Raw genomic sequence first — 11,333 nt, 5'->3', positions numbered from 1 at the left:
GATCACCGCACACACCGCCGCCGCCAGGATCGCAACGAGGGGATACCGGCGGCCCCGCGGATCCCGCGGGTCGTCCACCGCTGCCAACGCGACGAACAAGCTCCGCCGGTCACCATCGGTGACCACGGTCGGGCACGGCAGGTGCGGGGGTCGCTGCGGCAGCACGATCTCGGTCAGTGATGATGACATCAGCGGGTGCGTCCAGTTCTCGATCACGGTTGTCTTCGCAAACACCATGATCACGAACAGGCCGCACCCGTCCTACATGGACCCGGCCCCACCCATTCAGCCGCCAAAAACCCCAGCTCACAGACCCTTCAACCGACTACGCAACCGCCCTGCGTGGTGACCGGCGGCAGTCCGGGCGCCCGCTGCACCCAGGCCCCATCGGTCGCCCCTTGCAGGGAACTACTGGCCGTGACCGCACACCCGACACGTCCACACCCCGCTGACAGGCAGAGCGGGATGATCATTACTGGGGAGTATAGAAGTGGACCAACCGGAGGACTAGCCCGCTTTCACCCTGCCGTCGTCAGCCAGGCCACCGCCATTCCAGACCACCGTCAGCTCAGAACACCGGCACCGCCCGGGCCACCGGCACCGCCCGGGCCACCGGCACCGCCCGCGCCGCCGGACCAGTTGCCGACCTCGATCCGGTAGCGAACGTGGGGCGACCCACCCCGATCCTGGCCCGACCCGGCCAGGACCCCACCGAGCTTCTCCACCGCCCGCCGAGACCGAAGATTTTCCGTACCGACAAGAAAGACAACGGTATCGACGAACTGGAAAGCATGGTCCAGCATGAGCTGCTTGAGTTCCTTGTTGTAAAGCCCGCCCCAGTGCGAACGCGCAAGGAAGGTCCAGCCAATTTCGACCTCGCGACGATCCGCATCGTAGCCGTGATACCGAGATGAACCGATCAGGCGGGACTCCCTGGTGTCGACCACTGCAAACGCGCCGCCGGAGGCGAGCGCATCCCGGAAGAAAGCGCGAAAAACTTCCTCTCGGCACCGGTCCGGCTGCGGATGCTGTTCCCACAGCAGTGGGTCAGCGGCGACATCGAACAGCTCATCGAAATCCGCCGGCTGGAGGGGCCTTACGGTGAGCAGGTCGCCGGTCAGGACAGGCAGGAGTTCGAACGACATCGCGAGGGCTCCGATCATAGACGGGACAAACCGTGGCCTCATTCACCCAGTGCGGCGAGCAGCCGGGGAAGGTCGGCGAGGCTCGGGATCCGGTGCACGCCAACCGGCATCGGCACGGTCGACCTCGACTTCGCCGTGGCTGTTGATCGTGGACGATCAAGCCAGATTCCGACCAAGCCCGCGTCCCGAGCCGCCACCGCATCCGTGTCCAACTGGTCGCCAACGTAGGCGACAGCATCCGGAGGGCACCCCAGTGCTTCGCAGCCGGCCAGGAACGCCGAGGGATCCGGCTTCGCCCGGGCAAGCCGGTCCGCACAGAGCAGCACCTCGAAGTGGTGACGCAGCCCCAGGGCGGTCAGTCTGCGCTCCTGATGCACGGTGCGGGAATTGGAAAGGATCCCGTGCCGGTACGGCAGCGCCGCGAGGGCGGCCGTGACGTCCGGGAATGCCGTCCACGCCCGCTCGAACAGCGCGGTGTAGCGCCGGAGCCACGCGTCCGCCTCCACGTCGTCCAGGGTCCGCCCCAGGAACCCGTTAACCCGCTGCCGCTGACACTCCTCGTACGTGAGCTCCCCAGCGGCCAACCGACCGTAGGCGACCTCAGTCACCTGCTGCCAACGCTCGACCGACGCCGCTGACGCGGGTAGGCCCTCCGCCCGGAAGTGCCACGACAACGCCCGCCGATCCGAGCCATAGAAGTCGAAAAGGGTGTCGTCAACGTCCCACAACACCGCCTCGATCACGGCTTGAGGCTAGTCCCTCCACCACCCACCGGAACGGGTCACGTCGCCGCCGTCGCACCCGGTAGCGGAGCCCGCAGCCGCAACCACCCCACTCCCGCGATCGATCGCCGGGAACACACGGTTCCGGTACCGTCCGGGCCCACGAGGGTCGACCAGGGCAGTAGGTTGGTCCGGTACGGCAGGCGCCGGTCACCGGGGATAGCGAGGACAACGCCGCACATGAGCTCGTCATGATGTTCCGAATTCTCCTCGCCGTCGCCGGTCTGCTGCTGCTCACCGTTGCCGCCGACCATCTCGTGCTCGGCGCGTCCCGGCTTGCCCACCGGCTACGGATCAGACCCGTCGTCGTCGGCGTCGTGGTAATCGGTCTCGGTACCTCGGCACCGGAGCTGCTGGTCTCCGGAGTGGCTGCGGCCCGAGGCGACACGAGCATCGCCCTGGGCAACATCGCGGGCTCCAACATTCTCAACCTGACCATGGTCCTCGGCGTCGCCGCACTGGTCGCCAAGGTCACCGTGAAGTCGACGGTGATCTACCGCGAGGCACGGCTCGCAGTCGGCGCCGTGCTGCTCTTCGGCCTCCTGGCCTGGACCGGACTGACGGCGGTGACCGGTGTGGTGCTGCTGGTCGCCGCCGCCGGTGCGCTGTGGCTGCTGATCCGGTGGGCGGGCGAGGGCGAAGCCACCCCGCTGGCCCGGGACGTGGTGGAGCACGTGGAGGGCGAGAATGTCGCCGCGGTCGACCCGAAGCCGGCGCAGCGACAACCGCTGGCCCGGTGGGAGCCGGTCCGCACCGTACTCGGCCTCGTCGGGGTCCTGGCCGGGGCGCAGCTGCTGGTTGTCAACGCCGCCGCCATCGCCACCGACCTGGGGGTTCCCCAGCTGATCATCGGGATGACCCTGGTCGCGGTGGGCACCTCACTGCCGGAGCTGGTCACCACGGTTCAAGCCCAACGACAGGGTGAGTCAGACCTGCTCGTGGGCAATCTGTTCGGCTCCAACCTGTTCAACAGCCTCATCGGCGGTGCCGTGATCGCCCTGGCCGCCCCGAGCAGTGTCCCCGGCACCAGTGTCGCGCTCGTCCTGGTGATGGGCCTGGCCGCGGTGGCGGCCTGGATGCTGCTCCGCCGAAGCTATTCACTCACCCGCCCGGAAGGCTCGGTGCTGCTCGCGGCGTATGTGCTGACGATACCGCTGCTGCTGTCCACGTAACCGGCACGATTGCCACCCGGAGAAGCACGATTGCCGCCCGGAGAAAGTGCCGGCTACCCAGCCGGCGTTGGACGGCCTACGAGGTGGGTGCCGACACCTCGCGCAGGCGTCGCCGTAGGTACCGGTGCTCGGCGTCGGTCCCGCACAGCTCAAGCGCCCGATGGCAGGCGGCGGCTGCCTCGGCGTGTCGCCCCAGCCGGCGCAGCAGGTCGGCCCGGGTCGCCGGCAGCAGCTCGACGACCGGGGTGGGTGCCAGGCGGACGAGTTGCGCGTACAGGCCGACGATCTGCGGCCAGTCGGTCGCCGCCGCCACGGGCGCCTCGGCACGAACCGCGGCGATCGCCGCCTGGGTGCTAATTCGGCCGGCTAGCGTCTTGTCCCACCACCGAAGCCGCGATCCGCCAGCATAGCTGGTCCAGGGCGCTGGCCACCAAGGGCGCTCTGCGCATCCGGCGACTGCCCCACGAGAGGCGGGGCGTCCTGATGAAACTGGAGCCCCCGGCCGGGATCGAACCGGCGACATCTCGCTAGCATGGTCGCTACGCTGCCGGTCTGGCCCGATAGGCCACCATCGGCCGCTTTCGTGCCCTACCCGCTGCCGGTAGCGGCCAATGGTGTCACAGGTGCGCGAACAGGTTCGGGTCTCCCAGCTCGTACACTCCATCAACCCAGACGCCCTCGATGAACCGTCCCTTGGCGACCTACCTCGCCGAACGGGCGCACACTGGATCCTGACCGTCAAAGGCAACAAGCAAACGATCTTCAACTCGCGGCTTGACAGCTATAGGAGCATCTTTGCCAGGCCCTGGGTGGGCGGTCGCGAGCATGGACGCCACCGCCCCGGCGGAGTTCGCCGCCGCGGTCCCGTGAAATCCCGCCACAGATAGCCCCGACCGGCCACCGTACGGGATAGCCCCACCCGACGAAACGCCCCGCTCGGCTCTCGGCCAGGCGAGGCGTTGTCTACAGTACGAACCTCCGTCCAACTAGGCCACGGCCAGTGCCTCGGGCTCTCGTCGGACGAAGACGGGGCTTGGTCGGCACCGGCGGCACTGAGTCGACCAGCCTATCGGGGTAGGCGCCGGGCACGTGTCTCAGGTCGTTCGTCCTGCGCACGCCGCTGCCTGTGCGAATAGTAATTCTCCCGCCGAATTCGCCTAACTATCCGACTGAGCACAGTAAGAACGAGCATCAATATCAACAAAGGGAGAAAGTCAATTATCCGATCCATTTTACTCCATCCCACTGGCGTAAATGAGAGCTTCGCAAGGAAAGCGGGAGTAACTATTACTGCGACCGACAGTGTGGTGATCAATGAGAAGCGAGTTGCTTTCTTTCATGTCACCCCCTCGCCCGCGACCCTACCGAGGGTAGGTTGTCGCCGCGGTTCCCGCCACCGTCGGTGCCCTGCTCGCCTGGCTGGCCTCAACGGCGGGGATCGTGCTCGACGGCGACTCGTCCACCGCCCTCACGGCCGGTGTGGTGGCGCTGGCGATGGCCGGCCTCGTCCGGGTGGCCGAGGCACGGTGGCCGTGACTGGGCGTCCTGCTGGGCACACCGGCCGCGCCGAAGTACGAGGTGCCGGGGCGGTAAGATCGTCGATGCGGTGCCGCCGGTGACGTCCCGGCCGGCGCCGACCAAGCCGCGCCGATGAGCGCCCCTGGCCTACGGCCCGGGGGCGCTTCGTGCTATCTGGGACCGGATCGTTCTACGACCTCAATCGGCGCAGGCAGCGCCGTCCTTGGCACTCGTCTGTTGAGAGCGATGCGTCCTCCGAGGACGTCAAGGATTGGTCGTACGGCGGGGTCAATTCGGTGTTGGTCCGGCAGGTGAACACGCCGATGTGCGCGACCCAGCGCGACACCTCGATCCACAGGCGGTCGAGCACCTGTTCGCCGCACCGCCGATGACCCCAGATGCAGCGATCCGGATCGCGCGGATGCTGCGATGAAACGAACCCAGTCGCGATGACCGAGCCGCTTGACGAATACGCGCTCCTGCCAGTTCACTAGGCCGTTGGGGTTGGGTTGCCTGACTCATTCCCTCGGCGACGCGTTGACGCACTCGCGGGTTCCGGTTTCGCACCGCCGCACCCGGACGAGGTGATCTCGTACGCTGCCGAACGTGGGTGACTTCCTCAAGACGACGCTGGACCGGGTGCCGGACGGATTCGACCTGCCGGAGCCGCTGCGCCTGCTCTTCGCCTGGGTCGACGAGCAGGGTTTCGTGGTGAAAGGGCACGACGGGGATCTGTACGGCTCGTTGAGTGACAACGGCTGGGTGGGCACCTCGATTGAGCTGCGTGGCTATACTGCCGAGCGGACCCTTTCGTACGCACGATCATGGTTCGACGAGTCGGTCCCAGATCCGGCCGCACGGTTATGGCCGTTCGCGCAGACCGGCGGCGAAGGTTCGATGGCCGCGCTGTGGCGTGACGATGAGGGACGAGTCAGGATCGTTCATCTCGGTTCGGGCAGCGGTTCGATGATGACGTGTGTGCTCGCCGACGATGCGGTCGACTTTCTGCGGCTGCTAGCGATCGGTTACCGGGAGATTTGCTGGAACGAGGAGTTCGGCGCGCCGCCCGAGCCGTGGGACGCCGACCACGAGATCGTCAATGCGCCCTACCGGAACTGGCTGTACCGCACCTTCGGTGTCACCGCCCCGACGGCCGGGCTTGAGATCGTGCCGGAGCCCGCCGAGATGGGCGACGAGGACACCGCGGACCCGTTCTGCCGTTGGGTCGACAACAAGGAGGCCTGAGCCGGTCACCGGCGCAGGAGACCCTGGCGATCTCCGACTACGAAATCTTGCCAGGGCCAGTACAAGGCCTACGCCGACACCTCGGGTCGCCGGTCTGTAGAGACTGCCGCAATCAGCCGTCGGCATGCTCGTCGGTAGCGGCGCACCGGAGCAGGCGACGTAGCCGAAACTCGCGTGTGTGAATGCAAGCAGCCAGGTATACAACGGACAGCAAGTTGCCATGCGTCCCGTTAATCAGTGCGCGCTCGAACTCGGCGAAGGCGCCCAGCACCGACAGCAGCAGGGTGGCCATCGGTGAGTCCTCGCCGGTGAACGTGAGGCTGGACCCTAGTCTGACGTACTCCGGTATCGGCCGTGGGTGTGGTGTTGGGTCTACCCCAACACCACACCCACGGTCAGTGGGCGTCGGACTGTGACTGCGCAACCGATGCCGCGGGCTTGGTCGCCAAGACGATCCCGTGCAGGGTCTTGTCCCCGGCCTCGGGCTGCTTGACGATCGTGGACCACAGGTAAAAGTCGGCCGCACGCAACAATGTCACCACGTTGTCGGGATCCTGCCGATAGAAGTCCAGGTCGACGGACTTGCCTAGCGCCTCGTCATAGTGCACCCGCTCGTCACCGATTTGGAAAGCCAGCATCAGCTGTCCACCCGGCGCGAGCACGCGACGGACCTCGGCGAAGACCTCCGGCCGCCGCTCCCACGGCACGTGGATGATCGAGTAGGCCAGTAGACCGCCGAGGCTGGCATCCGACACCTGCAGCGCCAGCATCGATCCGACCTCGAAGCCAAGCTCCGGATACGTCTGGCGCGCCAGCGCGACCATCTGCGGTGACAGGTCGATGCCGAACGCGTCCAATCCGAGCCGGTGCAGCAGGATCGTGACCCGGCCCCGGTCCGCAGCCCGCGTCCGCGACCCGGATGTTCCCGCCGCTCAGCCGAGGTTGGCCTTCTCGAGCGCGGCGCAGCAGGTGTCGACCATGAGACCGGTGACGACATACGGGTCGACGTTGGCGTTGGGTCGCCGGTCCTCGATGTAGCCCTTCTTGTCGACCTCGACCTGCCACGGGATACGCACGGAGGCACCGCGGTTGGAGACGCCGTAGCTGTACTCGTTCCACGGGGCGGTCTCGTGCGCGCCGGTCAGGCGGGACTCGACACCGGCGCCGTAGTTGCGGATGTGCTCCAGCGGCTTGTCGTCACGACCGAGGGACTCGCAGGCCTCGATGATCGCGTCGTAACCCTCGCGCATCGCCCGGGTCGAGAAGTTGGTGTGCGCGCCAGCGCCGTTCCAGTCGCCCTTGGCCGGCTTTGCATCCAGCGTGACGGTGATGCCCGCGTCCTCGGCGGTGCGGTGCAGCAGCCAGCGCGCGACCCAGAGCTGGTCGGCGACCTCCAGCGGGGACAGCGGGCCGACCTGGAACTCCCACTGGCCGGGCATGACCTCCGCGTTGATACCGGAGATCGACAGACCGGCAGCCAGGCAGTTGTCCAGGTGCTCCTCGACCACGGCACGGCCATGGATGTCACCGGCGCCGACGCCGCAGTAGTAGCTGCCCTGCGGGGCCGGGTATCCGCTGTCGGGGAAGCCCAGGGGGCGGTCGCCCTGGAAGAACGTGTACTCCTGCTCGATGCCGAACAGCGGCTCCTGGGCCGCGTACCGCTCGGCGATCGGGCGCAGCAGGGCACGGGTGTTGGACCTGTGCGGCGTACCGTCGATGTTGAGGACCTCACACAGCACCAGCCGGTTGTCGCCGCCGCGGATCGGGTCGGGATAGCTAGCGACCGGCTGGAGCACGCAGTCGGAGCTGTGTCCCTCAGCCTGGCTGGTGCTGGAACCGTCGAAGCCCCAGAGGCCCGGCTCGACGCCATCGGCGATGATCTTCGTCTTCGACCGCAGCTTCGCGACCGGCTCGGTGCCGTCGATCCAGATGTACTCAGCCTTGTAGACCATGTCTCTCTCTTCCTGTGAATGGGCGCTGGTTGGCCCGTGAAATGTGGACGGAGCCCGCAGGCCGCGGATCCGCCGGAACGAGGTGGCTGGCGTCGCCTAGCGCACGGGTGCCGGCGCCGAGGTGAGCAGCGCCACGACGCTGTCGTGCGCTCCCCGCTCGGCGTCGGAGAGCGGAGTACCTCCCCAGCGGTCCTGCACCTCCGGGGAGGCCCCCCGGTCCAGGAGGTACCGGACCACCTCGACGTGCCCCTCGGAAGCAGCCAGGTGAAGCGCCGTCCGCTTGTCGTAGTCCATAGAGTTCGGGTCCTTGCCCGTGGCCAACGAGATCCGGACGAGGTCCAGGTCCCCCTGGTTGGCCGCCCACAGCAACCGCATGGTCGAGGCGACCTCTTCCTCGTTCTTCCCGCGCCGAGGATCACGCTTGCCGGAGACCTCGCCTGGGGCGAAGGAGTCGTACACGTGGAAGTTGAAGCGGCTCACCAACTCCTTGCAGAAGGCGACACCACGTACGGAGTTGCCCAACGCGTCGAGGCGCGGGGACCAGACGCAGATGCCCATCACGCCGGGAACCACGATCATGAGGCCGCCGGCGACGCCGCTCTTCGCGGGCAGGCCGATGGCGAAGGCGAACTCGCCGGAGTAGTCGTACATCCCGCAGGAGGACATCAGCGACAGGCACTTGCGTACCGTGTCGGCCGAGAAGATCCTCTCGCCGGTCAGCGGGTTCACTCCCCCATTGGCCAGCGAGGCGGCCACGACCGAGAGCGACCGGGCGTCGATCTCGATCGAGCAGCACTGGAAGTAGAACTCCAGCGTCTCCATCAGGTCGGTGTTGGCAGGGAACGACCGGTGTTCGCGCATGAAGTGGCCGAGAGCGAAGTTGCGGTCAGCCGTCCGGCGCTCCGAGAGGTAGACGGCGTTGTTGAAGCCGATCGCCCCACCCCCGGCCAGCCGGCGCCAGGTCTCGGCGACGTGGTCGAAGCGGTCGGCCGTTTCCCAAGCGGGACGCACCAGGGAACAGCACATGATCGCCCCGGAGTTGATCATCGGGTTGTGCGGCAGCCCGTCGCTGTTGAGCGTCAACTCGTTGAACCCGCGGCCGCTCGGCTCCCGACCGACGTGCTGGTGCACGAGGTCAGCGCCGTGCTCCTCCAGCGTGAGGCAGTAGTTGATCGGCTTGCACATCGACTGGACGCAGAACAGGTCGTCCGCGTCCCCGACCGCGAAACGCTGCCCGTCCACGGTGCAGAGAGCGATCGCAAACTTCTCCGGATCGACACGGCCCAGCTGCGGGATGTAGTCGGCGACATGCCCGCCGTCGACGCTCTTGAGACCCTCGAAGACCGTCGTGATCTCGGCCTGGAGCGCGGCGAAGTCCGGGATGACGAAGTCCCCCAGGATCGCCCGCTCGACGACACCACCACCCTTCTTGCACAGGGCGATGAACTTGTCGAGGTCGATCCGGGAGTCTCCCCCGCCCTCTGCGGCCTGCCGCAGCTCGGCCCACACCTCGGAGGCGCGAGGATCCGAGTCCGAGATGCCGGACTCCCGGAGGCGGGTGCCGAGCTCCGCCGTGGAGATCCTGCCCTCCGCGTCGAGGCTGAAGGACTTGTGGAGCTTGCCGTAGTGCCTGACCGCGAACTCGTCGGCCCCCGCCGGTCCACCGCCCACGATTCCGGCCGCAGGCTGACCGGAATCGTGCAGCCGGGTACCGGACTTCTTCTTGGTCGCAGCCATGATGGGGTTCCTACTTCCTGACCGGGGACGACAGACATATCGGCGCGCCCGACCGCCAGCCCTTCGAGGTGGCGTGTCGTGTGGGTGCTTCGTACGAGGCGTGCTCCGGAAACGTCCTGACGGAGCGGTCTCGGTTAGACCATCTAAACATAGCACAGCTATGTTATGCATCCTGGGGGTGTGGCCAGGAGGAAAGACCCAGCGGTCCGTACCGAGGGCCGACCGGAGTACACCGGAGACCGGCAATAGGCGTTTCAGGGTTGGGTTGAGCTGCGCAGCATCTGCTGGCGTTGGTGGTGTTGCTGAAGACGTATCACCGGCTGGGGTACTTCGTGGATCTGTTCGAGGTGCCGCTGCCGATCGTGCAGCACATTCGGGGCGTGCTGGAGCTGAAGCCGGACGTCGACGCGGAGCATGATTCGGAGCGCACACTGCGGCATCACCGCGGGCTGGTGCGGCAGCGGCTGGGGATCGCGGCGGATCCGGGCCGGGCCCGGGAGGTCGCGGAGCAGGCGATCCGGGCTGCGGCGTTGACGAAGGACAACCCGGCCGGCCTGATCAACGTGGCCCTGGTGGTGGATCCGGTGCGCAGCGACCTCGGTCGGCTCAAGACGCCGGCGCCGGCCGCGACGGTGCAGCGGTTGAAGAACCACGTGGCGCACCTTGCCTGGTGGGGCCGACCGAGGTGTGGTTGCGGGGTGTGCCGCCGGCGAAGCGGATGGGCGCGATCCGTCTTCCACACCAAGGGCGCCGAGGCGCTCAGTCGCTGGTCAGGTCCGGTTGCCAGCCTTGCTTGACTGACTGTCGGCATCGCTCGGGGGCGTCTCCGGTGGCGGTGAAGAGTGCGGTCAGCAGGAGGGGGCCGTGGGCGAGGGCTGGCCGGGGTAGGGGGCCGGTGGCGACCAGGGAGACCAGGCCGTGGGCGACGGCCCAGCTTTGGGTGGCCAGTTCGAGTGGGTTGGTGTCGGCGCGGTAGCGGCCGGCTCGTCGGCCTCGTTCGGCGGCTTGGACCAGGTATTCCAGGGTGTCGTCCGCAGCCTGGGCGTCTTCCAGGTCGAAGTTGGCGTCGAACATGACCCGGTACAGGTCGGGGTGGTCCAGGGCGTTGCCCAGGTAGGCGGTGACCAGGGCGGTCAGGTCCCGGACCGGGTCCGTCGAGGGGGTGACGTGGGCGAGGCGGGCGCCCAGGCGGGTGAAGCCCTCCTGCCGGAGTGCCTTCCACATGCCGTCCATCCCGCCGAAGTGGGTGTAGATGGCCATGGTCGACACGCTTGTGCCGGCCACCAGCGAGCGGAGGGTGATGGGCTCGCGGGTGCGGAGCATGTGCGCGGCCCGTTCGATGAGTTGGGTACGGACCGCTGGGTCTTTCCTCCTGGCCACAACCCCAGGATACATAACATAGCCGTGCTATGTTTTGATGGTCCGACCGACAGCTCCACGAAAGGGAGTCAGCATGACCATCACCCTGGTTAACCCCGAAGGACTACCGAAGGTTGACCTTTACTCGCAGGTGGCGGTCGCCACCGGGTCGCGGCTGGTCTTCCTCGCCGGCCAGGTCGCCGTAGACCCTGACGGGAACACGGTCGGCGTGGGTGACCTCGCCACCCAGGTGGAGCAGTGCTACCTCAACGTCGCCACCGCCCTGGCCGAGGTCGGTGGCTCCTTCGACGACGTGGCGAAGGTGACCGTGTACGTCGTCGACTGGACGCCCGACAAGATGGCGCTCCTGGGGGAAGGGATCGCGCGGGCGGCGGCGAAGCTGGGCGTCACCCTGGCCGCCCC

11 protein-coding genes and 2 pseudogenes are annotated in these 11,333 nt (G+C 67.4%); 4 read left to right on the top strand and 9 right to left on the bottom strand.

Going from position 1 to position 11,333, the window contains the following annotated elements:
- From T398_RS26060 to T398_RS26050, 3 genes are all read right to left on the bottom strand, one after another.
- Positions 1 to 243, bottom strand: a 243-nt coding sequence (locus tag T398_RS26060) for a transposase family protein (RefSeq protein ID WP_496450461.1), incomplete at its 3' end; no start/stop codon positions are given.
- A 320-nt stretch (positions 244 to 563) separates the two neighbouring features.
- A complete protein-coding gene (locus T398_RS26055; RefSeq protein ID WP_496450460.1) occupies positions 564 to 1,145 on the bottom strand; it encodes a GNAT family N-acetyltransferase in 582 nt (193 codons plus the stop codon).
- 38 nt (positions 1,146 to 1,183) lie between these two features.
- Positions 1,184 to 1,888: an HAD family hydrolase gene (locus tag T398_RS26050; protein ID WP_496450459.1), complete on the bottom strand. Its 705-nt coding sequence runs from the start codon at positions 1,886 to 1,888 to the stop codon at positions 1,184 to 1,186.
- Between the two features lie 230 nt (positions 1,889 to 2,118).
- On the opposite strand from T398_RS26050, the gene T398_RS26045 reads away from it, so the two are divergent.
- Positions 2,119 to 3,099 carry a calcium/sodium antiporter gene (locus T398_RS26045; protein WP_496450458.1) on the top strand — a complete coding sequence of 327 codons (981 nt, stop codon included), beginning with the start codon at positions 2,119 to 2,121 and terminating at the stop codon, positions 3,097 to 3,099.
- Between the two features lie 76 nt (positions 3,100 to 3,175).
- On the opposite strand, the pseudogene T398_RS26040 reads toward T398_RS26045, so the two are convergent.
- Positions 3,176 to 3,469, bottom strand: a pseudogene (locus T398_RS26040) (RNA polymerase subunit sigma-24); the annotation flags it as partial.
- A gap of 1,754 nt (positions 3,470 to 5,223) precedes the next feature.
- Between T398_RS26040 and T398_RS26035 the strand changes: the two are divergent.
- The gene (locus T398_RS26035; protein ID WP_496450457.1) at positions 5,224 to 5,862 is read left to right on the top strand and encodes a hypothetical protein; all 639 of its coding nucleotides are present in this window, start codon (positions 5,224 to 5,226) and stop codon (positions 5,860 to 5,862) included.
- Positions 5,863 to 5,974: 112 nt separating this feature from the next.
- Here T398_RS26035 and T398_RS26030 read toward each other — a convergent pair whose 3' ends face one another.
- The 4 genes and pseudogenes from T398_RS26030 to glsA form a co-directional block, all read right to left on the bottom strand.
- Positions 5,975 to 6,154, bottom strand: coding sequence for a hypothetical protein (locus T398_RS26030; protein ID WP_496450456.1), 180 nt, complete (start codon positions 6,152 to 6,154; stop codon positions 5,975 to 5,977).
- A gap of 103 nt (positions 6,155 to 6,257) precedes the next feature.
- A pseudogene (locus tag T398_RS26025) lies at positions 6,258 to 6,743 on the bottom strand (class I SAM-dependent methyltransferase); the annotation flags it as partial.
- A 51-nt stretch (positions 6,744 to 6,794) separates the two neighbouring features.
- Positions 6,795 to 7,814 (bottom strand): glutamine synthetase, encoded by a 1,020-nt coding sequence (gene glnII / locus T398_RS26020; protein ID WP_496450455.1) that lies wholly within the window; start codon positions 7,812 to 7,814, stop codon positions 6,795 to 6,797.
- 96 nt (positions 7,815 to 7,910) lie between these two features.
- Complete coding sequence (gene glsA, locus T398_RS26015) at positions 7,911 to 9,551, bottom strand: glutaminase A (RefSeq protein ID WP_496450454.1); 1,641 nt, start codon at positions 9,549 to 9,551, stop codon at positions 7,911 to 7,913.
- Positions 9,552 to 9,832: 281 nt separating this feature from the next.
- Here glsA and T398_RS26010 point away from each other — a divergent pair, with 281 nt between their 5' ends.
- Positions 9,833 to 10,348, top strand: a complete 516-nt coding sequence (locus tag T398_RS26010; RefSeq protein ID WP_496450462.1) for a DUF4158 domain-containing protein — start codon at positions 9,833 to 9,835, stop codon at positions 10,346 to 10,348.
- Here T398_RS26010 and T398_RS26005 read toward each other — a convergent pair.
- Positions 10,311 to 10,931 carry a TetR/AcrR family transcriptional regulator gene (locus T398_RS26005; RefSeq protein ID WP_496450453.1) on the bottom strand — a complete coding sequence of 207 codons (621 nt, stop codon included), beginning with the start codon at positions 10,929 to 10,931 and terminating at the stop codon, positions 10,311 to 10,313. The genes T398_RS26010 and T398_RS26005 overlap by 38 nt on opposite strands.
- 73 nt (positions 10,932 to 11,004) lie before the next feature.
- On the opposite strand from T398_RS26005, the gene T398_RS26000 reads away from it, so the two are divergent.
- A partial coding sequence (locus T398_RS26000) for a RidA family protein (RefSeq protein ID WP_496446644.1) occupies positions 11,005 to 11,333 on the top strand: 329 nt, incomplete at its 3' end.

The sequence above is a fragment of the Salinispora goodfellowii genome, assembly GCF_059570675.1.
Note: the sequence above shows the minus strand (reverse complement) of the source record. Positions and strands in the feature narration are given on the sequence as shown.

Excerpts from the sequence above, each read along its gene's own strand:
- T398_RS26055 (WP_496450460.1), bottom strand. The coding sequence starts at position 1,145 with ATGTCGTTCGAACTCCTGCCTGTCCTGACCGGCGACCTGCTCACCGTA.
- T398_RS26045 (WP_496450458.1), top strand. The coding sequence starts at position 2,119 with ATGATGTTCCGAATTCTCCTCGCCGTCGCCGGTCTGCTGCTGCTCACC.
- T398_RS26030 (WP_496450456.1), bottom strand. The coding sequence starts at position 6,154 with ATGGCCACCCTGCTGCTGTCGGTGCTGGGCGCCTTCGCCGAGTTCGAG.
- glnII (WP_496450455.1), bottom strand. The coding sequence starts at position 7,814 with ATGGTCTACAAGGCTGAGTACATCTGGATCGACGGCACCGAGCCGGTC.
- glsA (WP_496450454.1), bottom strand. The coding sequence starts at position 9,551 with ATGGCTGCGACCAAGAAGAAGTCCGGTACCCGGCTGCACGATTCCGGT.